Raw genomic sequence first — 24884 nt, forward strand, 5'->3', positions numbered from 1 at the left:
AAGTATTTAATACTCTCCCCATCGTGATTCTCTCATACGCCATTACTTACTAACTCTAACAAGTATACCAAATCAAAACGCCTGCCACAAAGGACAGACGTGCATTAGATGAATACCTATTTATAGGCAACAATTATTGTAACAGATTTCTTTATATCTTTGCAACTTTGAGGAACAAAAAATCCGCGTTGGCAAGACACAGCAAAATATAACATGAAAGTATCTACTCTTAATTTAACGGACGAACTCTTTTTATAAATAACAACAAAACTCCCTAGACCTGAAGGGAGTTTTCAATATGCCAAACTCTTTATGTTAAAAAAAGCAATTCTGATTTGAATTTTATTAGAGGATGGTATACTTATCGCATACTTGAACACCTACATTGACGAGGTAAGAGTTGAAATATACTTCAAGGAGGATGTGGGATTCGAACCCACGCACGTTTTCACACGTCTGACGGTTTTCAAGACCGTTCCCTTCAGCCGAACTTGGGTAATCCTCCATGGAAGCACAAGAGAGTTTGTATGATTTTGTTGTCCACTCAGTATTACGGCGCTCTCTTATGCAACAACACTTATTATAATGAAGTATATCAAATCATCTCATACCAAGTCAATTTTGAAGCACATTTTTTCATAATGAAAATAAAACAGCTCTTGGCTTAAGAGAGATGATTGTTATAACGTAAAATAAGTCCAAAAACCTCCCGGGGTAGTTAAAGCATTATCAAAAGAATTATCTAAGTGGGAGGTTAAGCCAAACAGAAAAATCTAGGAGCTGCCTGACTTATTTTGAGTATATCAAATGCGGTCACAAAAATACCTGTTAGAGGGCTAACAGCTACCAGAAAAAATATCTTGTCACACATCAAATGATACAACGTAATTAATTTAGCAAAATCAGATTCTGGTTTCAATTTTGATGAACAAAAAAGCCACGCTAGCAAGATGCAGTTTCATCTAGCAAACTATATATCTTTATTTTCAAGCCCTTCAATATTTCTTTATTTTATTTTTTGAGTTTCATCATTAAGTATATTAACATTTTCAATTTTACTATTGTTTAATGAATTAATTTGAATATATAAAACCAAATACCAAATGACTATACGTTTATTTTCCGTACTATCTTCTTACATTATTTTTCTATTTCAGAGTTGATAGAATTTTTTCCACTTCTAGTGACAGGCCTTGCAGTTTTCAGATTTTCTTTCAAATCTTTAATACTTGATTTCAAAAGACTTCCTACAACTCTATATAAAGCTGGGTACTTACCTTTCAAACTCTCATTCAGCTGTTCTATCATACCCTATCATCTCAAGGTGGCTAACATCGCCCTTTGGTATTGAGACTCATCCCATAAATAAAATGCAGCTTCAGCAACAATTGTAAAACCAAACAATATTAATGCTCCCATATCATCCTCCTTCCTTTATGACGTGCCTGACAAAAATCCAACCTTTCCTCTAGCTCTGTGATTCTATTTTGTCTTTCGTAAATAGTTTTTTCTTTATCTTTTATAGTCTTTCAAAGCAGATTATTTATGTCAAATGAATATTTTGGGATAGCAACGTAATCTCCACACCTATTATTTTAGAGGATATAAAACCCACTGACAAGTAGAATACTACTAAAATATCTATTTTCAATGGTACAGGATAGCTGAAAAAGTTTTTCAAATTACTCCATATAGAAACAAAAAAAACACTCGATCAAACGATGTGAAGAAAAATCCCTGACCGAAATCAAAGCATTAATACACCACTTAATACGTTTATCTTTTGGAAACTCTTTGTAAAGTTCTGTAGAGTACATTCTATATATTCGAAGGTTAAACTTCCCATATTCATTTTAATAGTTTTTGAGCATGCGTTCAGTTTTCACCCATTTACAGCTTACTCCATCAGATACATATTCTTTAATTCGTCAAATGATTTCACCTGCTTTTACCATTGCTATTTTAGCTTCTATTGAATCGCTTCCTTTATGTGTAGTTTCAGATGGTATGATTGGGAGTTAGAAACATAATGTCCGCGCTATTTGGCGGAATCCCTGCTACAGCAGCTAATGTAAAAAATGGAGGACGTACACCAATAGCTGGTATCGTTCACGTATTAACTTTATTTTTAATCCTCTTATTTTTAATGCCTTATGCTTCACTTATTCCTATGAGTTGTTTAGCCTCCATTTTGATTATAGCTGCTTATAATATGAGTGGATGGCGTACCTTTATTTATATGCTGCGTAAAGCACCAAAGAGTGACATTGCAGTTTTATTAACTACCCTTTTCTTAACTGTATTTTTTGATCTGGTTGTTGCCATTGAATTTGGTATGATTTTAGCAGCATTCTTGTTTTTGAAACGTATGTCAGATGTTGCTACAGTTCATCAATGGGTAGATAAAAACGACTTAGAGAACGAAGAATTTTCTGAAAGATATGGATTTAAAACATGTCCCAAAACATACTGTTGTCTACGAGGTATTCGGTTCTTTATTCTTTGGCGCTACAAGTGATTTTCTTAATTTTACACATGAGGAAAGGAAAAGCGTCTTGATTCTACGTATGCGTAATGTTCCTACGATGGATATTTCAGGACCTGAAGCTCTCGAAGAAACTTTTGAAATTTGTAAAAAGAGAAAAATGACATTGATTCTTTCTCATGTCAATGAACAGCCCTATAATGTTATGAAAGAAGCCGAGATAACATTTGTAAAAATATTGATGCATCGCTTGAACGTGCAAAATGCCTTGCTTAGTTATTAAAAGTAGTATTGTAAAAAACAATGATATTTTACTACTATAATTTGTTTTATGAGGTTTTAATACGAAGCGGCTTTTGTTATAGCGTAAATACATGTAAGCTAAAGTCTCTCGAATAGAATTTCGAGGGACATTTTCATCACAATCAATTTGGAGAATTTACTCATCCTAGGAAAGAACATAGCTCTCTTGACTCCATTGGAGAGTACATATCATATAATATTTAGAATAGTACTTGAGGAAAGTTAAAAATATGTTGTTCAAAAACTCTTTCTTCTGAAATAAAAAGTAAGTTTAAGTTATTGTATTTTTATATTATTCCCTGTTTATGAAGCTATTCCTTATGCATCTTGATTTGTGGCAGCAATGTCTAATTCACGAATATTTACCTCTTGTGGCATATCGTAAATAAACTTCACACTTTGGGCTACAACTTGAGGAGACATTGTTGTCCCTCCCATACTTTGTTTCCAATTATCATAATCTTCCAATGCTTGATTATCAGTTACATGAGTTAAAAGTTCTGTTTCTGCTGCTCCTGGAGCAACAAGAGAAATTCGAACATTTTTACCTGATACTTCTTCACGAATAGTTTCACTTAAACCATGTACTCCAAATTTAGAAGCCACATAAGCAGCATGATTTACAAAAGTTTTTTTACCTGCTAATGAAGACACATTAATTATTGTCCCTCCTTGCCGTTCGACCATTTGTGGTAAAACAATCTGCATACCATTGAGTACTCCCAATACATTTGTATCCATCATTCTTGACCACTCTGCTGGATCTTGCGTTAAAATATTACCTAAAAGCATAATCCCTGCATTATTAACAAGTAAATCTGTATCCCCATATACTTCTTCTGCTTTCTGAATAGCATTCTCAAATTCTTTTTTATTTGTTACATCAACAGATTCAACAATAACGTTTTCAAAGTCCACCGGAAGTAATTTGATTTTCTCTCTCGGCGCCCTAAAAGAAGCATGGGATATCCCTCTGCATTAAATAGCTTTACGATTTCTGCTCCAAATCCTGAACTAGCACCTGTAAAGTGGTTTTTGCATTTTAATGCTCCTTAAGGTGTATTTCAACTCTCACCTCGTCAATATAGGTGTCAAAGTATTTGATAAGTATATCATTCTCGGATAAAATTCAAATCAGAATTGCTTTTTTTACATAATAAGTTTGGTGTATTAATTACTCCCTCAAGATTAAGAAGAGGGTTACTATTTATAAAAAAGAGTTCGTGCACTAAATAAGAGCAGGTACTCTCATGATATACTTAAAGTGGCAATAAACAATAGTTTATGACTTTTGATACTTACTCAACCTCGTCCTGCCAACGAGGGTTTTTCAGTCGTAAAAGTTCAAAACTATGAAGATTCCCGTTATAATGATCATTACCTTTAATATCCATCTAATATACGTCTGTCCTTTTGGAGTGGACGTTTTGATTTAGTATCGTTCAGATAATTCTTTGATTATACCGCTCTCGTAACGAGCATATAATTTCGAAATCCTGACCTTATCTACTTTTTATCATATAACTCCAAGAAGCAATAAGTATTGTTCCAGACAGTTGCTTAAATGTTCTATTTTCTTCGTCGGAAAAACTATTATTAAAAAATAGTCGTTCAAATTGAGTGAATTCACCTTCAGTTGTCTTTACTTCACTCATGTTTTTATATTCCTTAAAGATAGATGAGGCTATGATTAAATGAGAACAGTACATGGATTAAGAAGAATTAACTGCTCTTATTCATATCTAATATTGATAACTTAAACATTGATTACATAGGCTTTATATATGATAGTTAAAGGATCAGAACTTTCTATTGGAGGATACAACCTAAACAATATCACGCCATTCGATTACATCCACGAATACATGTATACCCATATAAAATGAGAGAAGACCTTGAGAAAAGTGCGACACCTTAAGCCACGAAGAAAGGCCACCCAATAAAAAGAGGCTTTTTTCTGCTGTGATATTGCTTTATAAAAAAAGCTGGGACTTTAATAATATAGTTCAATTCTGCACTGCAACAGCCCCCCTAATAGTATGACCGCAAGGCTTGTCACTCCTCACTGCTGATATTGAAGTTAAGAAGTTTTTGAGAGAGCGCGATACTGAAGCTAATTTGACGCTGTCACACACGACACAATCAATAGATATAAGTCTTGGACCATTACAACTCTCACTCTTGGCACTGTGTCTAACATCTACAAAAAAGGAAATCAAACAATGAAAAAACGACATATCAATTTATTAATAACGCTGCTATCACTTATTGCTACTACAATAAATTTTATATTCTATAACAGCAATCCTTCTATATCACTAGTAATAGCCGTTATTTTAGTATTCAATCTATACTTTTCATTTCCTAAGAGAAACAGGAACATCAAATAATGACAAATAAATCAAGAAAACAAGGAGATATCGTCATGCTCTCAAATGGAGAAAAATCCACTGTCACAATAGGCGACGAGAATTCTTATTTTAATAATATTTAATAATATCTATGTAGTTAGATTAAATAACGGAGAACGTCAAGTAATTGATCTTAAAACTTTAATTTTAGCCAGTATAAAAAAGTAGATATCTAGTTATTATCTAATAAAATACGCCACAACATGCGCCTTACGTGCAATATTGAACCATGCTAAACATAATAAAAAAGGAACATTGAAATTGAAAAATAATACTCTCGCCAAAATAAATGCCATTGTAGGTGTAAGCACAGGCGCATTGTCCGTTATTCTTTCCTCTATCTGTTGGGGAATAATAATATTTAGTAATTCAGATGATATAAGCAAGGTAATGTCACAACCTATCTTTGCAGTCATAGGTTTTATACTCTTATCTATTAAGATTTCATGGCTGTTTTTAGGCATTTTTGCACTAGAATATTATAGAAATAGTGAATACATCAATAAAAAAGCGCATATCTTCCTTATTGTGAGTGCTCTCCTAACTCTGATAGATAGTTCAATAGGTGGAGTTTGCGCAATTTATGGTGGTGTACTATATTTGAAAAGCTTGACGGTGGATAGAGCATAAACGCTCTATGAACAACCGTAGAGTTATCATTTACAAAGCTAAGATCATAATCTGATTAAATTTTATATTACTCTTTTCTTGTATGAGTCCTTGCCTGACATTAGTCCAAAAGAAGGAGGCTTAATATGAGAATAGTTGTTACCGTACTGCTGTCAATCTTGGTGTAGATAGCCTTACAAGCAAAAAGTTCAAGAGCTATATTACCACAGAAACTAAGAAAGCTCTGAGAAAATTTCTTAAATTTCTTGATAATTTAAACCAGACGAACAATAACATCTTTTCAATAATTCTGTATAAATTACTATTAGATACAGGTTTACACACCATGGAGGCATTGGCTTTAAACTAGTCGGTTCTCGATTACGAAAATATTCTTATTCACGTCAATAAGACGGTTGACAAAGGATACTGGAGCAAACTACAAAGAGATACAACACAAGCTAGATCATACAAAGGTAAGTATGATAAACCTGGCACCGGATAAAGCAAAAGAAACAGCTTCAATCTATGAATAAAAACATAAAATAAAAAAATCAGCACACAGCTCTCTCACTAGTCAAGTTTACCTACTTTGGCAGGATTAACAAACTATACTCCAATAAATATAAATAAGATCCCCCCTCTACTTAATTTGCACTAAAAAATATCCCATTTTCATCTAGAATGTTTATATTTCAGTAAAAAATACAAAGAATAATACTATAAAGAGAGAGGGGCTACTATTCGAATCATAGTCGCTCTTATTATGATAGGTTTTTTTATTTCTCCCAAAAAGCCGAGAGTTTTTGACGCTCCTCGCTCTAAGTGACAAGCAATGCTTGCCTACTAATCGTAATTTTATTATACCACTCCAAAACAAATAACATATCTTACTCTTTAGTTCTAAGCTACCAAACTCTTCTTTTTTGCTTGCAATACTTATTCCAGTTTTTCGTTCAATCATTTTATAAGTCATCCCTTGCTTCTTCAGTTCAAAAGCAAAAAATTTGTTCTTCAATAAATTTTTGAGGTCACCCCTTTTTAAATGCTGAATCATTGTCCCTGGCATATCCCCCACCTCTTGGGGGAATACTCATCTATATAGTTTTGAATGAGATAGAAATATCTCATTTTTTGTATTTTGTTTTTTTATAAGCAAACCGAAATTGAGCAGGTGCTAACCAGTTCAATTGCTTCTCAATTCGTTTGGTATTGCAGTATTGAATCCAGGCAGTGATAATGTTATTCAGTTCTTGATAAGAGTTAATTGGAAGTGTTCAAAGTACTTAAGCCAATAAAATTAGTAACTTCGTGCTACCTTAGTGACTTTGAAATGGAGTTTGATAGGGAACTGGAATGTCTTTGGAGTCTTTGATCAAGTTGAGATTTTCCCGCATTTGTTGTTCCATTCGTAGCCACCTCAACTCTTTCAAATACTCTAACTCAGCACATAGGTAAGCGAGTTGACTTCCAGACTCTGAATACTTCTTTTTTGATTACTTAGTCTCCTTCGAGTTAGGTTTGGACAATTCATTCTCTTTTCTAGACCTTCCACAAGACTTTGTGGGAAAGAGAAATTCGCTATTTTGAAGATACCTTTTAACCCAAGGGTCAATCATTGTATGGTTACTATTGTTTAATTGATTGGTAACTGCTCAATAAGACAACTAGTTTGTTAAATATAAGTTTAACCCATTGACCTTAAAATTGGAATAATAAACATCATTCTGGTAATTACGTTTTAACTCCTCTTCTAATTTTTTATAAGCATTTAAACCATCTAAGAGATAATTCTTGGTTAGAGAGCCCTTATTTATCCCTTAGAAATGGATAGGCAACTACTCCCGAGAGATAATCATTCACAGCCTTGAGGTTGAATTCAAAAAATACTTTTTCATAAGAAAAGACTTCCAAAAGCTAAATTTTTGTAATCTAATTTTTGGAAGTCATATCACTGTGCTGACGGATTATAAGCCATCCTCATCATGCATTTCGTTATCGATAAGGAACACTTATATAATATTATCACAATGTTTTTCTTCTAGCTTTCAAAATGATATCAGAGAGCCCTATCCAATGACGATCGTCACTCTTTTTCTACGGTAAGGGAGGAGTATAATTTAATAACAAAAAAGCCCCACTTCTCAGCAGAACTTTTCTTATATATTTAATCAGCAGCCAAAGCTTCGATAGTGTTCAAACGTGCTGCACGTGCTGCAGGTGCAAGACTTGATAGTAAAGCGATAATCAGCGCAATGATTACGGCAAAGATAATATGGCCAGAAGTAATCTGAACGATATTTCCGCCGACTAAGCTATGCAAAGCTTTGTTGATGATGCTTTGTCCCGCAAAGGCAAGAGCAATCGCAATAACTGCAGATGACAAACCAAGGATGACACTTTCGGCTGTGAACATGCGAGAAACATCTTTACGACGTCCACCTAAGGCACGAAGGACACCAATTTCTTTAGTACGCTCGGCAACAGACATATAAGTTGTTACCACAATCATAAAGATTGAAACAATCAAGCTAATACCAGCAATGGCAGCCAAGACAGTTGAGACAATTCCTGTAATATCTGTGATTGTATCCAACATACTACCAATATTTGTTGAGGCAAACACAAGTTTGTCATTATTTTTGATATCATTGATAGCTTTGGTTACATCTTTAACTTTATCTGTATCTGTCACAGTGACGTAGGCTGTATTTGGCATCGCATCGATATTATTTGCAGTAAGCATTTCTTTCAATGCCTCTGTTGAAGTCAAAGTGCCAACCATTGGCATATCTTGCAAGACGCCTGAGATTTCCATATCTTCTGTGATAGTCACAGGAGTATTGTTTTTATCCACAGTTTGGAAGCTTACTTTGACTGTTTTACCAATCACAGCTTTCCAGTCTTTTGCTTCATATGCTTTTTGATCAAACTTCTTCATGTCTGCTTCAGAGATAACGATTTGCTTACCTTTTGGTTCTGAACCCGCATGTAATGTTGAAGACTGAATCATCGGTGTCCAAGACATAATCGCTTGGCTACTTGTTGTTTGCCCCTTATAGTCAAGAGTCACAGCACCTGCTTTTGTAATCCCTGCATCCACAGTTTTAACATTATCCAAGTCCTTCAACTTGTTAATGTTTTTATCAGAGATACCCAGCATTGTTTGCTGCGCAATTGAGAAGGCTTCATCATTATCTTTACCCTGATTATTTGCGGGGTCACGTTGAACCACGGAAATAATATTAGGGTTTGCCAAACTTGTAACCTGATCATTCATATATTTTGTTGCCCCAGTACCTAAACCGAGGAAGAAAATAACTGAGAATAAGCCAATGGCTGTACCTATAGCAATGAGAAGATTGATTTTCCAAGTATTTGTAAAGTGCTTAAAGGCTGTTTTAACCACATCATCATAAGAAAGAGCCTTTGTCTTGAAAGACTTTGCTTCATCTGGCACAGGATAAGCTGGCTTGTCACGCTCATCTCCGATAATCTGTCCGTCTGCCAGACGAATCGTACGTGTCCCATAGTCAGCGACTTCTTGAGAGTGAGTGACAACAATGACTGTCTTACCAGACTGTGCGATTTGGCGAAGAAGTGCCAATACTTCTTTCGTATTTTGCGAATCGAGCGCTCCTGTAGGCTCATCAGCAAGGATAATCTCAGGATCGCTGGCCAAAGCCCGCGCAATGGCTACACGTTGTTTTTGCCCGCCAGATAACTGTGCGGGTTTTTTCTTACGGTGTTCGTAAAGGCCAACTTGTTTGGTTAGCTCAACTGCACGTTCGACACGTTCTTTTTCTGATAGGCTTGTCATTTTCAAGCTAATCAAGATATTGTCAAGCACACTTAAGTAGTTGATTAAGTTGAAAGACTGGAAGATAAAGCCGATAGTATCACGGCGATAGGCATCCATATCTTTTTCTTTCTTCGCCTTTTGCGCGACACCATCGATGATAACATCACCATCATATTCACGGTCCAAGCCACCGATGATATTCATCAGGGTTGATTTACCACCACCGGACTCACCGAGTAAGCTGACAAAGTCTCCACGCTCAAACTCAAGGTCAATCCCCTTGAGCACCGGAAATTCATCTTTACCTAAAAAGTATGATTTCCTAATGTTTTTTAATTCTAATACGGGCATAATTTCTTCTTTCTAATAATAAAGATATTTCTATTATACCTTAAATTGTAACAAAGAACTTAGGACCTTAGACTGATTTAAGCTTATTTTAAAAATCGTCCCAGTTGTCGTCTCTTCTGCTGCGTGGATTATGGCCAAAATTCCAGGGGTTATGAGCATCTCGCATCTGACGGCGCATTTCTTTTCTCATTTTTGCTTCCATTTCTCTACCCATATGATGCATCATTCGTGGGTCAAAGCCGCCAGGACGCATACCACCACCAAAGCGGAAATCACATTCCTCATCAGCTGGATTAGCTTCTTCAAGTTTTTCCAAAATATTAATCAGTTGAACTTGTTCTTCTTCTGTAAGATTACCAAAGATGCCCTCTGACAGATCATCTTGACTTTCTTTGCGTTCAACTTGAGCTTGCTTGCCTTCTTCCGTCAAGAAAACACGGCTCACTCGCTTATCATTTTCGTCTGTAACACGTTTAACTAAGCCACGTTGCTCTAAGCTCTTCACTTGAGCAGTTACACTTGAAGGTCGGATATCTAAGATTTCAGCGATTTCAGCATTAGTCAGCCCATCAGCCTTCCAGAGTTCAACCAGAAGCCCTTGTGCGCCTGTACGAGATTTTTTTTCTCCGAGTCGACTTGTCATTCTTTCCATATGCAAAGCCACGAGAAGTTGAGGATTATGAAGTAGTTTTGAAAAGTGGTGTAATAATTTATTTGTTTCTGCTGACACAGTTATTCTCCTTGATATTTAGTTTAACTCATATATAAGCTAACAAAATACATTTTAATACTTTTATTTCGTTTTGTCAATACAAAAACTAACGACTCTTAATCGTCGTTAGTTCCTAAGTCCATTTGATAAAGCTTACGGAAGTCTTCATTGTGTTCAAGAAGGTATTCCGGTTGATCATCAAGCTTGATTTTACCTTTTTCTAAAAAGATAACACGATCCATGTGTTGTACACCCAACAGATGGTGAGTGATAAAGATAATCGTTTTGTCTTTTAAGCGCTCAAAGAAGAGACGCAACAGTTGATTTTCGGTAATCGGATCTAGCGAAACCGTCGGTTCATCCAAGATAACCATATCGACATCAGACAGCAAAATACGTGCTAAGGCTAAACGCTGACGTTCCCCCCCTGAGAAACGTAGTCCTGCTTCATCCACGACCTCGTTGAGTTGATCAGGCAGGGAAGCCACCATTTTTTTCAAGCCTACAAGCTCTAAAGCATTCCAAATTTCTTCGTCACTGGCATCAAGCCGAGCCAAGCTAAGATTGGAACGGATGCTGGCATTGAAAATATATGGGCTTTGGTTAATGACACCAATCTTTTCTTCAACATTATTGGCATAAGCTGGTGCAATTCCGGACAAATCCAAAGTCCCTTGCTGTGCAATAAGATCCCCGCGGATAAGGCTTGCTAAGGTTGATTTACCTACTCCTGAGCGACCTAAAATCGCGACATGCTCTCCTTTTTTGATGTGGAGATTTAAATCATCAAAGATAAGCTTATCATCAAAAGCAAAACTTAAGTTAGAAATTTGTAAATCTGTCTCCGTAATCGTTTCTTGTCGCACATCTTCCTTAACATCAGGTAAATCATTGAGACGCTGAACGGAATCACCATAACGTTGTGTCTCAACAACAGCGTCAGACAAAGGTGCAAAGGCATCAAACAAAGGAAAGGCAGCTAGAGAAACAGCGGCAATGTAGTTCGGTGCATCTCCCGCATTTAAGGTTGAACCTGACCAAACAATCAGATAGACCACAAGTAAAGCAAAGATGAGCTGCAACACAAGGTTACGTTTTCGTACATAACTCAGCAATTTTTCTTGAATCTGACGTGCTGCTTTTTCTGAGGTTTGATAATCAAGCAAGAAATCTTCTTTTCTGCCTGATAAAACCCAGTCTTGCAAACCTAAAACATCATCTGTCAAGTCTGAAAAGAGTTGATTCCGGTAATTTTTCAAATCTCGGTCATATTTGGCTGACACTTTGAGTGATACGTAAGGAAGCACAATAACCATCAAGCCTAAGAAAAAGGCAACCACAAGAGCCAGGGTTATCGAGAAAACACCTGAAGCGATGATGAGAGCTACAGATAAAGAACCCACAATCATCAAAGGGAAAAGAGTCCGTAAGAACAAGTCCTGAATATTGGCGATATCTTCATTAAGCAAGCCGAGAAGATCACCTAACTTGTAGCGTTCAGACAAACCAATCGCCGATTTTTCCAATCGAAGATAAAGCTTACGACGAAGATTACTGGTGATGCGTAAAATCCAGTTGTGGGATGTTAAGCGTTCAATATAGCGCACCACAGGCCGTGAAATACCAAAGACACGTACCATCAGAACAGGCACATAGATAATCAAAATGTTTTCGGGTTTAGTTGCTGATTTTGAAATCACGTAGCCCGCTGAAAACATAAGCAGGCCAGCGCAAAACATCGTTATTGTTCCTAAAATAATCGCAAGAATCATTCCGAAACGATATTTACGCAGAAAAGGTGTGATCCAATCATTATTGAAAAGAATCTTCTTCATTTTTTCTCCATTGTTTTTACAATCATGCTGTTTAACCTCTCATCTCACGCAAGAGCTCTTGATAGTATGTATTAGTCGTTAAGAGTTCTTTATGTGAACCTGCAGCTTCGAGCTTACCTTCATTGAGGACGAGAATTAAGTCCATCTGAGGCAGCCAATGCAAGCGGTGAGTCGCCAAAAAGACGAGCTTGTCCTCAAAGAGTGGCAGAATGTTTTCCTTTATCTCCAGTTCCGTTTCTACATCAAGGTGCGCCGTTGGCTCGTCAAGGAAAAGAATATTTCTTTCTTGAGAGAGAAATGCTCGTGTGAGTGCCACACGTTGCATTTGCCCACCAGATAAGGTACGACCTCCTGCACCAATATTTGCATCCAACCCGATTTCTTCTAGCAAGTTTTTCAAACCGGCAAGTTCAGCTGCATGAATGATTGCTTCATCTGTAGCTTCTGGCTGATAAAAGGCTAAATTAGCACGTAAAGTTCCTGCAAAAATATAAGTGTTTTGAGGGATAAATTGTAAAGACTGGCGGAATTTTTCATCGTTAAGTGAGGTCAGCTGAAATTCATTGAGCTGGATTTCGCCCGCACTGGGCTGAAGAAACCCTGAAAGCATACTTAACAATGTCGATTTACCTGCCCCCGATTCGCCGACAATGGCTACCTTGGTAAAGCCTTGCAGTTCCAAATTGATATCTGAGACACCACGTCCTGTTTCAAAAACTTTACTCAAATTATGGAGCTTCAGTTGTGACTGCTCTGTCCACCGGATAGGCTCTGGTAAAACTTCTGTTAGATAATCTTCTGTTTGCAACACTTCATTAACACTGGCGTAAGCATTTTTACCATTTAGCGTTGCGTGGTAGTCCGAGGCAAAGTCACGCAAAGGTAAAAAATATTCCGGAGCTAAAATCAAAGCAGCCAAGGCTGGGAACAAGAGAATGGCGCCGTTCATAAGACGTAGTCCTAAGAACAAAGCCACCGTAGCCACAGACAAGGTTGCAAAAAAATCAAGTGCAAAGGTCGAGAGAATTGCGACACGTAACGTAGCCACTGTTGCTTTACGGAAACGTTCTGACGTTTGATAAATGGAATTGGCATATGTTTTTGATAAGCCAAAATATTTTAAGGTCGAAATCCCGCGGAGCGAATCTAAGAAGTGATTGGATAAAAGTTGGAAACTCTTATACTGTCTGTCTGCCTGCCCTTGTGCAGCATATCCCAACAAAATCATGAAGATTATGGCAAAGGGAAAGGCAATCGCCAATACAATCGCCGTCTGCAAATCCAAAAAGGCAATCGCAATCAGCAAGAGAATTGGTATAATCATCATGTTCAAAACTTTAGAAAGCACCAATTTGATATAAGTTTCGACCTCATCAATACCAGAAATAACTGTCGAAGTCAGATTCCCTGTTCCCATTTCACGTGAGACGGAAGGTCCAAGTTTAAAAGCTTTTTCAAGAATCTGTCCACGCATATCTGCTGCTAAACGGTAAGAAACCTTATCAAGCATATATTGACGTAAAAAGTTTACTACTTCTCGCCCAAAAAAGCTCAGGAAAAAGCCAATAATATAAATCAGAACCTGCATGAGTTCTTGACCTTGCCACAATCCTGTTATCGCTTGAGACAGAAATAAAGCCTGTCCTAAAATACAAAGCGCTTGAAGTAGGGCGAGCCCTCCAAGAGCGGGAAGAATCTTACGTACTCCTGGAAGAGTAAATAGAGTTCTGTCAATCATTTTTTAATTACCTATTCTTATTCATATGATAACTTTTATTATAACAAAATATGAGTATCAAGCCTTTGAAACTGCTTATAAATTCATGCTCTTCTTCACTTTTGTCTAATAAAAAATTCCTTTAAAAAAGGAATTTTAGAATCAATTATTCACTGATACGTTTTCTGAAAATGTAGTAAGTCCAAGCCATATAAGCAAGCACAAATGGCAAGATTGCTATTGTGATGTAGGACATGGTTGTCAAAGTATAGTGTGTTGAGCTTGCGTCCTTAATCAAGATGCTGTAAGCCGGATTTTCAGCGATCATTACACGTGGGAACAACCCTTGGAAAAGTAAAGCAACCAAGGCAAGAAAAGTCAAACCAGAAGATAGGAATGCTGACATTTCACGTTTTTTAGCAACCGAAACATGTGCAAAAACAGTCAAGAGAACGATAACGGCTAACAAGCCAATTGTTAAAGCTGCATGTTTTTCAATGAAATCTGTCTTCATAGCAATCAAGAGAGCAAAGACAACTTCACCTGCATAAAGCACAAAGTAGAGTTTGTTTGCAAGGTCATTCGCACGTTTGCGCATGTTTCCTTCTGTCTTCAAAGCAATGTAGTTCAAACCATGCAAGAAACTCATCAAAGCTACAGCAACACCACCAACAAGCGAAAGCGGGTTTACGTATGTTGTGAAGCTGGCATAGATATCACCGCGTGCATCCATTGGAACACCTTGAATCATGCTGGTAAACATAAGCCCAAACAAGAAAGGAATAAAGAAGCTTGTCACTCCTAAAATTATTTCCCAGCCACGCTCTACTTTTTCTGATTCGCTACGGTGACGGAACTCAAAGGTTACCCCACGTAAAATCAAGCAGGCGAGTATTAATAATAAGATATTATAATAGCCAGAGAAAAGGGAAGCATACCAATAAGGGAAGCTGGCAAACATGGCACCGCCGGCTGTCAAGAGCCATACTTCGTTCATATCCCAGAAAGGACCGATTGTAGCAATTGCTTGGTTGACTTCACGTTTATTGCGTGCCAAAGCCAAAACGCTCATTCCTACACCAAAGTCGAAGCCTTCGAGGAAGAAGAATCCCCCAAAGAGCACTGCAATTAAGATAAACCAAAATAATTGTAATCCGCTCATTTCAAAGCCTCCTCTTCTTTTTCTTCTGATTTAGAATGCTTGTCTTTCCCAAGATTATGGCTACTGAATGGATCTAAATCAACATAAGCTGTTTCTGCCTTATGTGCACTGTCACGCATAATACGGCGTGTCAAGATAATCATGATTGTACCTAAGACACAGAAAAGAAGGAAGTAAACGATATTTGAGAAGAGTAAACTTCCTACTGAAACGTTAGGTGAAACAGAGTCTTTGATGGTAAAGAGTCCATATACAGTCCATGGATAACGTCCCAACTCAGTTACCAACCAACCAGAAGTGATGGCAAGGAATGGTAAGAACATTGACCAACCATAAAGACGCATCATTCCAGGTTTTTCATACATCCAAGGTTTCTTACGGCGTGTCCAGAAGAGCCCAAGAGCTGAAATTAACATGAAGTACATGCTCAAACCAGCCATAATACGGAATGTATAGAAGAGAACTGTAACTGGTGGATAGTAATTCAGATGATCACCATATTTAGCTTCCAGTTCCTTGTTGATTTGATTCATCCCCTCAACTGAACCTGAAGGACGGTGGTAGGTCAAGATTGACAGCACGTACGGTATGCGCACACCGAAAACAGACTTGTGATCAGCTTCGTTAAAGAAAGCAATCATGTCCCAAGCTGCTGGGTCCTCTGTTGTTTCATAAACACCCTCTGTCGCTGAGAATTTCATCGGTTGAGTGTTTTTAACTTCCAACATTTGTTGGTCACCAGCCACGAAGTTCCCCATCGCACCGATCAAAGCAACTAAGAGTCCTAAACGCAAAGCTGGTTTAAAGAAATCAGCTTCACGTTTTTTAAGAATTTGGAATGCAGAGATACCGGCAACCGCAAATCCACCAGTTAAGAATGACCCTGTGATAACGTGGGTAAATTCTAAGGTTGTTTGTGGGTTTGTCAATAAAGCTGAGAAACTGGTCAATGTTGCACGACCATCAATAACTTCATAGCCCACTGGATTTTGCATGAAGCTGTTCGCTGCCAAAATCCAAAGTGAAGAAAGCCAAGTTCCGACCATAACTAATCCAAGTGCCGCCAAGTGCAACTTTTTGCCTATACGGTCCCAACCAAACATCCAAACACCCAAGAATGTTGATTCCATAAAGAATGCAAGCAGTGCTTCTACAGCAAGTGGTGCTCCAAAGATATCACCGACAAATCGTGAATAGTCTGACCAGTTCATCCCAAATTGGAATTCCTGAATAATACCAGTCACGACTCCGACGGCAAAAGATAATAGCATGATTGCACCAAAGAATTTGGTACGTGTTTTCCATTTCTCATCGCCCGTTTTAACATACAATGCTTCCATAATAAAGGTCATCAATGTTAACCCTATCGAAAGGGGAACAAAGAAAAAGTGGAAGATTGTGGTCATGCCAAACTGGAAACGCGCGAGAGTTTCAATTGTCAACATAAAGCCTCCTATTGCTCGAATAAAGGTAAAAGTACACAATTTTCGAGACTAACAAAAAATTAATTACAATTTATTGTAACACTATGAAAGCGTATCGAAAAGGAATTTGTTTATAAATTTAAGATTCTGATACATTTCTTATACAGCATCATCTTTAGTGTTCAAATTGACACGAAAAAACACTGCTTTTGACAGCAGTATTTCTTTTTAAATCTTATTTTCTACCTTGATTATCTTAAAATCCTGCCCTGATTTTGCTGGAAGGATAAGTTCATCAAGGTAGTCCACCAGTCGCTCAGTGAAAGAAACCTTTTGCAGAAAATGAATTTCTTTAAATGCTAGCTTGACTTCTGCATCTGTTGGATTAATAACGTAGACAAAAGCTTCGCAATCTGTGTAGCGTAAAATTCCTAAAACATCTCCTTGGAAAAACGTAGTAAATTTTCCTTGAGTGAGTGTCTTTTCTGAATGACGCTTGGCAATCCACTGATGATACAAATCATAAGTCAGCTCATGGATATTATCCCACGGGAAATATTTTCTGTTTTTTGGATCCTTACGGCCGGTTAGCCCAGCTTCATCACCATAATAGACACAAGGTACACCAGGAAGACTAAAGAGCATTCCTACAGCTAAATCATTTGCTTCATCACCGACCATCGTCAAGATACGTTCCGTGTCGTGTGTACCAAGGTTATTAAAATTATTATAAAAAATATCGTGCGGATAGTTTTCACTCAAAACCAGCATTTGATAGGCAAGCTCTTGAGCAGTTTTAGTCATTGTAAGATAAGCAATAATTAAGTCACGAAAGGGATAATTCATCACGGCTTGCAAACTGTCACCCAAAATATAGTTACGTCGTTGCCCATAGGAAATCTTATTAGAGGCATCTTCCCAAACTTCACCGATAAGAATCGTCTCTGGATAGCGGGACAAATTTTTGCGGATGCCCCGAATAAAACTGTCTGGAAGTTCATCCGCCACATCCAAACGCCAGCCATCTATGCCAAACTGATTCCACTTGGCTAAGACCGAATGTGTATCCCCATAGATAAAATCCCGAAATGAAGGGTTGTCTTTATCCACTTCTGGAAGATCTTTAATCCCCCACCATGATTTATAATTCATCGGATATTCTGTAAACTTAAACCAATCCATGTAACGACTGTCCGGATTTTTAGCTGCACCTACATCGCTTCCATATTGACCCGAGAGATTAAAATAGCGTGAGTCCTTACCCACATGGGAAAAAACACCATCCAGAACGATACGCATATTTTCTGTGTGAAGAACGTCCACTAATTCTTGAAAATCTTCTTCTGTTCCTAGCATGCTATCTATTTGCAGATAGTCATTGGTATCATAACGATGATTGCTGGTTGCTGAAAAAATAGGATTAAGATAAAGTGCAGTTATCCCCAGTTCTTTCAGGTAAGGTATCTTTTCGATAATGCCGCGAATATTGCCACCAAAGAAATCCCACCGTACAACGTCACCTGCTTCATCCTTGACATAAAGCGGCGTGTCTTCTTTAGTCGCATAAATGAAGGAATTAGGTTTGGGATGATTAATTTTACCCTCTGGATTGCCATTATGAAAACGATCCGGAAATATTTGATAAAAGACGGCTTCCCGATACCATGCTGGTGCGACATCCTTTGAGGAGAAAATAGTGGCTTGATAGGGGCGTACATCATTTTCATTCATATAAAGTACGCCTTCACCACCAAGACCGCTACAGCCATAGTAAAACTTTTTGATGCCCCAATCCGTTGGTTCACTGATTTCAAAATAATAGTAGTAAAGCCCTTGCCCAACATCGAACTTGACGGAAGCACTAAAAATTCCTCCCTCTAACTTTTGCATATCAAACTCCGAGCGGGCACCGAAGTCACGTCGAATGATAAACTTGGCAGTAACATTTTCCTTGTCGGTTTGCAGATTTACCTTCATAATCTGCCCCACTTGAATTGCCCCGAAAGGTTGTTTGAAGTCCGCATCCCAAGAATTATAATAATACATTTTTACCCTCCCTTCATTTGTTTGCGTGATATGCTCGCTTCTATGCGTAAAAAAGGAAAGAGTATTTTTCTTTCCTTTTTACTGGCACAGTTTTACAGCTTTACTCACTTTTTTCTTTAATAAACCAAATATCTTCGGCATACTGGCGTATAGTACGGTCAGAGGAGAAAATACCGGAAGTCGCAATGTTCATCAAACTTGCCTGTGCCCAAGCTTTAGGCTCACGATAAAGTGCTTCAAGTTCCTTCTGAGCGCGGACATAATCATTAAAATCGCGCAATAAGAAATATTCATCATTAAAGGCTGTGAGTGAATCAAATATTTCAGGTCCTTCATTCGTAATATTAGGAATGGTTCCGTCAATGAAAGCGTTGAGTATACGATGTACTACTGGATTTTGTTCGTAAATATCACGCGCATTGTAGTTGCCATTTTTGTAGTACTCATACACTTTATCTTTGGTTAACCCAAAGATGAAGATATTTTCATCTCCACAAGCTTCTTTAATCTCAATATTTGCCCCGTCTAAGGTCGCCATTGTGAGAGCACCATTGAGCATAAACTTCATATTTGAAGTGCCTGAGGCTTCTTTTGATGCTAATGAGATTTGTTCCCCCACATCTGCTGCTGGAATGATACTTTCGGCAAGACTCACATTGTAGTTTTCCATAAAGATTACTTTGATTCGGTCCTTAACTATTGGATCTGAATTAATCATATCAGCTATTTCATTGATCGCTTTGATAATGCTTTTGGCATAATGATAACCGGGCGCAGCTTTTGCACCAAAAATAAAGGCACGTGGAACCATTTCTAAGTCCGGCTGATCTTTAATATCAAAATAGAGTTTTAGGATGTGAAGCAAATTTAAAAGTTGGCGTTTATAAGCATGCAGCCGCTTGACCTGTACATCGAAAATCGCTTCAGGATTTACTTCAACACCATTTTTTTCTTTAATTAACACAGCTAAGTCTTTTTTATTTTGAAGCTTGACCGCTAAAAGTTCTTTTAGCGTTGCTTCATCCTCATAAAAAGCCTTTAACGCCTCCAGTTTTGTCAAATCGTGACGCCATGCTTTGCCAATCTTTTCATCAATCAAGTTTGCCAAGCCTTCGTTGGCAATTTGGAGCCAACGTCGATCTGCTATACCGTTGGTTTTATTATTAAAACGCTCTGGGTATAATTTATAAAAGTCATGTAGCTCCACATCTTTAAGAATATCCGAGTGTAATTTAGCCACACCATTTGTCGAGTGCGAACCAATAATCGCCAAGCTCGCCATATGAATTTGCCCATCTTTCACGATACTCGTTTTTTGTACTAATTCTGCACCTACACGTGGTGTCAATTCTTCTGTCCGTCGACGGTCAATTTCTTTGATGATCTGATAAAGCCTTGGTAAAAGCATCTGTACCATATCTTCTGGCCACTTTTCTAAGGCTTCCGACAGGATTGTGTGATTGGTATAACTCATTACCTTGACGGTAATTTCCCAGGCTTGTTTCCATGACAGACCATTCTCATCGAGGAGGAGACGCATGAACTCCGGGACGCAAAGCGCAGGATGCGTATCGTTGATATGCACCGCTACATAGTCTGCAATCTGCGTCAATGGTGCTTCATTATTGACCTTATAATGTCGCAGGATTCTTTGAAGCCCTGCGGATACAAAGAAATATTCCTGTTTAAGGCGAAGCAAGCGGCCATCGTAATTCGAATCATCAGGATATAGCTCAGCAGAGAGCATTGAGGTTTGGTGCATATATTCCATGTTTTGAAACTTCACATCCAAATCTTGTGGCACTTCAGAATGCCACAGACACATATTGTTTACGCGCGTATTCTCAAAGCCAACCATGGGCGTATCGTAAGGTATGGCTAACACACGCTCTTGATTACGATAACGCGGGATGAGATGGCCTGATTCATCTTCTTCTAGCCAAGCTTCACCACCAAAAGTAACTTCGATGGCCTTATCTGCACGCCTCACCTCCCAAGGATTCACATTATTAAGCCACGAATCTGGCAACTCTACTTGATAACCGTCAATTATTTTTTGTTTGAAGAGGCCATAACGGTAGCGTATCCCATTACCGTTCACCGGCAAACCTGTAGAAGCTGCCGAATCCATAAAACAACTTGCCAAACGGCCCAAGCCACCATTACCGATGGCCATATCTGGCTCTATTTGGGCGACCTTTTCCAAATCAATGCCCAAATCTGCTAAACCTTCGCGAACCGTTGCTAGAATACCCAGATTAAGAAGATTGCTTTTCAGCAGTTTCCCAGGTAAAAATTCTATAGAAAAATAATAGGTCTGCTTCTGTTGCACTTCATCTTTATACTGATTATCAGCTTGCCAAATCTGTGTATAATATTGCTTTACAACAGATGATAAAGTTGCAAAGGTTTCTGTGACACCTGCTTTACTTACATCAGTAGCAAACTTGGACGTCAACCTTTTTTCAAAGTCTTTTTTAAATTGCGTTTTTGAAAGCTTCAATATATCTTACTCCGCTTTTTGATTTCTATTCCTACTTTAGGAAAGGTTTTCTGAGAGACAAACACGCTTTCTTTAGATTATTTCTTGATAAAGATGAATGTATTGCTCAGCCTTTGTCTTCCACGAAAAATCTTGCTTCATCGCACGAACTCTCAACTTCTGAATAATATCTGGTTCATTCGCATATAGATTTAATGCTTGATTAATGGTATTCACTAAAACTTGTCCCGTAAAATCCACACAGCCAAATCCTGTTCCTTCGGCTGTATAAGGATTATAAGGTTGAACTGTATCTTTGAGCCCACCAATTTCATGGACTATGGGAAGAGTACCGTAACGCATGGCAATCATTTGCGAAAGGCCACAAGGCTCAAATGCCGAGGGCATCAGGAAGAAATCGCTGGCTGCATAGATTTCCTGAGCGAGCTTCAAGTCAAAGCTAATGATTGCCGCACATTTTTCAGGATATTTTTCTGAAAAGTGGCGGAAACCTTGCTCAATATCCGTATAGCCTGTTCCTAATATAACGACTTGTACATCTTGACTTAAAATGTCATCCATGCGCTCCAAAACAAGATCAAAACCTTTTTGAGTGGTCAAGCGACTGACAATACCTATCAAGGGCTTATCTACGGCTTTAGGAAGACCTACACGTTCTTGTAAAGCCTGTTTCATTTTGGCTTTACCCTTCAAGTCAGAGCTTGAAAAATGATGTTCAATCCGTTTATCTGTGGCTGGATTATAAACATCATAGTCAATACCATTGACAATACCGACAAGCTTATCAGAGACATACCTTAAGATCGGATCTAAACCACAGCCAAACTCAGGCGTTTGAATTTCCTGAGCATATGTCGGCGAAACAGTATTGACACGATTCGCATAGAGGATCCCTGTTTTGAGACTATTAAGCATATCATTGTGACGTACGACACCTTCATGATAACGCTCCATACCCATACCAAAAAGTTCTGACAAAGCTGAACCTTGCATAATTCCTTGAAACTCAATATTGTGGATGGTCAGTACTGTTTTTATATTACGATAAGCATTAATCCATTGATATTTTTCTTTCAAGAGAAAAGGCAACATAGCTGTATGGCAATCATTGACATGAAGAATATCAGGAATAAAAGCTAAGCGTTCCATCAGTTGCGCAATAGCCAAGCAGAAAAAGGCCCAACGTTCTCCATCATCACCATAACCATAAATTTCATCACGACCAAAATAATTCTCGTTGTCTAGGAAATAATAAGTGATTTTATCCTGAGTCAAACGCTTCACACCGACATATTCGTGACGCCAGCCGACATTAACATAATCCCAAAATTCATCTTTTATTTGGGTTTTATAGTGCTCAGCGATACCATATTTATAGTAAGGTAAGATGACAGCCACCTGCATATCGGGATTTTTGGCAAGTTCTTTAGGAAGGGCACCTGTGACATCTCCTAAACCACCTGTCTTAAAAAATGGTGCACACTCACTTGATGCAAATAATACTTTCATGTTTTCTCCTTATTTTCCTGGGATTATTGACTCCTCTTGCCATTAAAGGGACTACTTTTGGATAATGTCTTCCGTCACAACCGTATGTTTCGGAATAACCACAGGATGTTCTGGTGTTCCTTCAACTTTCACACCACTTTCAATAATTACATGCTTATCCACAATCGCATAGGCCACTTTAGCATCGCTTCTAATTTCACTATCGGTAAAGACCATCGCTTTTTCGACTGAGGCATTTTTTTCAATTTTTGAACGACGTGAAATTAAAGAATCTGATACATGACCCTCGATAACACAGCCTGAGCTCAGTTGACTATTTGTGACATTGCTGTCTCGTGAAAAGTAAGTCGGCACTTCATTGTTGATTTTCGTCCGCACTGGATGATTACCATAGAGCAAAGCCGTAAAATTACTTGGCTCAAGCATCAACATATTAGCATCATAGTAAGACTTGATACTCTTTATATTGCTCATATAACCTGTGTATTCATAAGTATTAATGTCAAATTCTGCTAAATATTTACGTAAAAGGCGTGAACTGGAGGCATATTCCCCTTTTTCTTGCATTCTTTGTAAAAAGTCAATCAGCCATTCTGTATCGACAATAAACATATTTAAACTGAGCGCTTCTTTGTCCTGCACATCCGTAAGTTGGTAGAGAAAACTACTTGAGGCTTTATTATGTTCGTCAAAGCGAATAATGGTATCTGAAGCTTCTGCTACATCTGGTGCAACTTTCTTATAGACTGCGGTGATTGGCTTTTCAGAAGTTTTGTGAATTTTTAAAACAGCTGTTAGGTCAACATTACAGATAAATTTACTGTCCAGCAAAACGGTATAAGCTGCTTTTGCTTTCCGTAAAAAATTAATCTGTTGATTGAAATAAGGCAAACCTTGTTCTTTAAGACGTTGAAAATCTTGCTGAATATAGACAAAATAGCGATTCTTAAAACTATCAAGACCCCATTCGCTTCCTGCACCCATATGATCAAAGATGGACTGTGTTTCTCCTTGATTAGCTGTCATAAAGATGGAACTCACATGGGCATTTGCTAAAGATGATAAAGGAAAATCAATTAAGCGGTATTTACATTCAAAGGGTAATGTCGCAATCGGACGTTGATCAATCAGAGGAGAGAGCTCTTCATTGCGTGTGACATTCGACAAGATTGCACAAATTTTATTTTCAGTCTTCATTTTCTTCCCCTCTTACTTCTCCGTGTCCAATAACAGCGATGTCACCCGGTTTTCCAATAATTTCAACATTGTCGCCAATTTTGGCCTTCTCACCAAGAATGGCATATTTGATGGTTACGTTTTTTCCGATATGTGCACCAGACATAACAAAGCTTTTTTCGATTGTACTTCCTTCTTGAACATGAACATTCTGAGATAAGATCGAATCAGTCACTTCTCCATCCACGTAACAGCCATCGCCAATCAAGGCAGCTTTCACATTGGCATTTCTCGTTAAATACTGCGGTGCAGAGATGTCATTACGAGAATAGATACGCCATTCCTTATCTTTAATATCCAATTCATTTCCTAAGTCCAGGAATTCCATGCTGGATTCATGAAGACTATCAATCGTACCCACATCTTTCCAATAGCCCTTGAAACGGTAAGCAAAGACATTTTCACCAGAATCAATATATGCCGGAATAACATTACCGCCAAAATCCTCCATATCCACGCCTTTAGCATAACCTGTCACCAAGACATCTCGAAGTCGTTTCCAGTTAAAAATATAAATCCCCATCGATGCAAGATTAGACTTAGGCTCAGCCGGTTTTTCTTCAAACTCAATAATACGGTCATTATCGTCTGTATTCATAATACCGAAGCGACTCGCTTCCTCAATAGGTACTTCCATGACTGAAACCGTCAAACTCGCATCATTTTCCTTGTGGCTCGCTAACATCGCTTCGTAATCCATCTTATAGATGTGATCCCCGGACAAGACTAAGATATACTCCGGATCTTTTTTGTCAATGTAAGCCATATTTTGATAGATA

14 protein-coding genes, 1 tRNA gene and 3 pseudogenes are annotated in these 24884 nt (G+C 38.0%); 2 read left to right on the forward strand and 16 right to left on the reverse strand.

The genetic code is table 11. The features are described from left to right. Window positions 1-415: 415 nt before the first annotated feature. Window positions 416-505, reverse strand: a tRNA-Ser gene (locus tag LACDD01_RS10450). A 1397-nt stretch (window positions 506-1902) separates the two neighbouring features. On the opposite strand from LACDD01_RS10450, the pseudogene LACDD01_RS10455 reads away from it, so the two are divergent. Beyond that, window positions 1903-2761, forward strand: a pseudogene (locus LACDD01_RS10455) (SulP family inorganic anion transporter); the annotation flags it as partial. 345 nt (window positions 2762-3106) lie between these two features. On the opposite strand, the pseudogene LACDD01_RS10460 reads toward LACDD01_RS10455, so the two are convergent. Beyond that, window positions 3107-3783, reverse strand: a pseudogene (locus tag LACDD01_RS10460) (SDR family oxidoreductase). 507 nt (window positions 3784-4290) lie between these two features. Continuing rightward, on the reverse strand, window positions 4291-4443 hold the full coding sequence (locus LACDD01_RS11905) for a hypothetical protein (RefSeq protein ID WP_156468525.1): 153 nt from the start codon (window positions 4441-4443) through the stop codon (window positions 4291-4293). Window positions 4444-5460: 1017 nt separating this feature from the next. On the opposite strand from LACDD01_RS11905, the gene LACDD01_RS10465 reads away from it, so the two are divergent. Next, window positions 5461-5829 (forward strand): hypothetical protein, encoded by a 369-nt coding sequence (locus tag LACDD01_RS10465; RefSeq protein ID WP_061415050.1) that lies wholly within the window; start codon window positions 5461-5463, stop codon window positions 5827-5829. A gap of 892 nt (window positions 5830-6721) precedes the next feature. Here LACDD01_RS10465 and LACDD01_RS11695 read toward each other — a convergent pair. The 13 genes and pseudogenes from LACDD01_RS11695 to LACDD01_RS10525 all read right to left on the reverse strand — a co-directional run. Continuing rightward, window positions 6722-6887: pseudogene (locus tag LACDD01_RS11695) on the reverse strand (recombinase family protein); the annotation flags it as partial. Between the two features lie 48 nt (window positions 6888-6935). Further along, complete coding sequence (locus LACDD01_RS12690; protein ID WP_369814485.1) at window positions 6936-7076, reverse strand: IS3 family transposase; 141 nt, start codon at window positions 7074-7076, stop codon at window positions 6936-6938. Window positions 7077-7975: 899 nt separating this feature from the next. Next, on the reverse strand, window positions 7976-9961 hold the full coding sequence (locus LACDD01_RS10475) for an ABC transporter ATP-binding protein/permease (protein WP_061415056.1): 1986 nt from the start codon (window positions 9959-9961) through the stop codon (window positions 7976-7978). A gap of 88 nt (window positions 9962-10049) precedes the next feature. Then, on the reverse strand, window positions 10050-10691 hold the full coding sequence (locus tag LACDD01_RS10480; protein WP_061415059.1) for a MarR family winged helix-turn-helix transcriptional regulator: 642 nt from the start codon (window positions 10689-10691) through the stop codon (window positions 10050-10052). A 98-nt stretch (window positions 10692-10789) separates the two neighbouring features. Next, window positions 10790-12508 carry a thiol reductant ABC exporter subunit CydC gene (gene cydC, locus LACDD01_RS10485; protein ID WP_046401112.1) on the reverse strand — a complete coding sequence of 573 codons (1719 nt, stop codon included), beginning with the start codon at window positions 12506-12508 and terminating at the stop codon, window positions 10790-10792. Window positions 12509-12539: 31 nt separating this feature from the next. Next, window positions 12540-14246: a thiol reductant ABC exporter subunit CydD gene (gene cydD, locus LACDD01_RS10490; protein ID WP_061415062.1), complete on the reverse strand. Its 1707-nt coding sequence runs from the start codon at window positions 14244-14246 to the stop codon at window positions 12540-12542. A 145-nt stretch (window positions 14247-14391) separates the two neighbouring features. Further along, window positions 14392-15387: a cytochrome d ubiquinol oxidase subunit II gene (gene cydB / locus LACDD01_RS10495; RefSeq protein WP_019294287.1), complete on the reverse strand. Its 996-nt coding sequence runs from the start codon at window positions 15385-15387 to the stop codon at window positions 14392-14394. Beyond that, window positions 15384-16832 carry a cytochrome ubiquinol oxidase subunit I gene (locus tag LACDD01_RS10500; RefSeq protein WP_019291587.1) on the reverse strand — a complete coding sequence of 483 codons (1449 nt, stop codon included), beginning with the start codon at window positions 16830-16832 and terminating at the stop codon, window positions 15384-15386. The genes cydB and LACDD01_RS10500 overlap by 4 nt, the downstream gene beginning before the upstream one ends. A 207-nt stretch (window positions 16833-17039) precedes the next feature. Next, a complete protein-coding gene (locus LACDD01_RS10505; protein WP_061415065.1) occupies window positions 17040-18857 on the reverse strand; it encodes a glycoside hydrolase family 13 protein in 1818 nt (605 codons plus the stop codon). Between the two features lie 100 nt (window positions 18858-18957). Next, window positions 18958-21360 carry a glycogen/starch/alpha-glucan phosphorylase gene (locus LACDD01_RS10510; RefSeq protein WP_061415068.1) on the reverse strand — a complete coding sequence of 801 codons (2403 nt, stop codon included), beginning with the start codon at window positions 21358-21360 and terminating at the stop codon, window positions 18958-18960. A gap of 72 nt (window positions 21361-21432) precedes the next feature. After that, a complete protein-coding gene (gene glgA, locus LACDD01_RS10515) occupies window positions 21433-22869 on the reverse strand; it encodes a glycogen synthase GlgA (protein WP_061415071.1) in 1437 nt (478 codons plus the stop codon). 51 nt (window positions 22870-22920) lie between these two features. Continuing rightward, window positions 22921-24066: a glucose-1-phosphate adenylyltransferase subunit GlgD gene (gene glgD, locus LACDD01_RS10520; protein WP_061415074.1), complete on the reverse strand. Its 1146-nt coding sequence runs from the start codon at window positions 24064-24066 to the stop codon at window positions 22921-22923. After that, a partial coding sequence (locus tag LACDD01_RS10525) for a sugar phosphate nucleotidyltransferase (protein WP_082779305.1) occupies window positions 24056-24884 on the reverse strand: 829 nt, incomplete at its 5' end. The genes glgD and LACDD01_RS10525, both read right to left, overlap by 11 nt.

This window comes from Lactococcus sp. DD01 (assembly GCF_001578715.1).
In the GTDB taxonomy this organism is placed as follows: domain Bacteria; phylum Bacillota; class Bacilli; order Lactobacillales; family Streptococcaceae; genus Lactococcus; species Lactococcus petauri.

Excerpts from the sequence above, each read along its gene's own strand:
- glgD (WP_061415074.1), bottom strand. The coding sequence starts at position 24,066 with ATGAAGACTGAAAATAAAATTTGTGCAATCTTGTCGAATGTCACACGC.
- cydD (WP_061415062.1), bottom strand. The coding sequence starts at position 14,246 with ATGATTGACAGAACTCTATTTACTCTTCCAGGAGTACGTAAGATTCTT.
- LACDD01_RS11905 (WP_156468525.1), bottom strand. The coding sequence starts at position 4,443 with ATGAGTGAAGTAAAGACAACTGAAGGTGAATTCACTCAATTTGAACGA.
- cydB (WP_019294287.1), bottom strand. The coding sequence starts at position 15,387 with ATGAGCGGATTACAATTATTTTGGTTTATCTTAATTGCAGTGCTCTTT.
- LACDD01_RS10505 (WP_061415065.1), bottom strand. The coding sequence starts at position 18,857 with ATGTATTATTATAATTCTTGGGATGCGGACTTCAAACAACCTTTCGGG.
- LACDD01_RS10500 (WP_019291587.1), bottom strand. The coding sequence starts at position 16,832 with ATGTTGACAATTGAAACTCTCGCGCGTTTCCAGTTTGGCATGACCACA.
- cydC (WP_046401112.1), bottom strand. The coding sequence starts at position 12,508 with ATGAAGAAGATTCTTTTCAATAATGATTGGATCACACCTTTTCTGCGT.
- LACDD01_RS10475 (WP_061415056.1), bottom strand. The coding sequence starts at position 9,961 with ATGCCCGTATTAGAATTAAAAAACATTAGGAAATCATACTTTTTAGGT.
- glgA (WP_061415071.1), bottom strand. The coding sequence starts at position 22,869 with ATGAAAGTATTATTTGCATCAAGTGAGTGTGCACCATTTTTTAAGACA.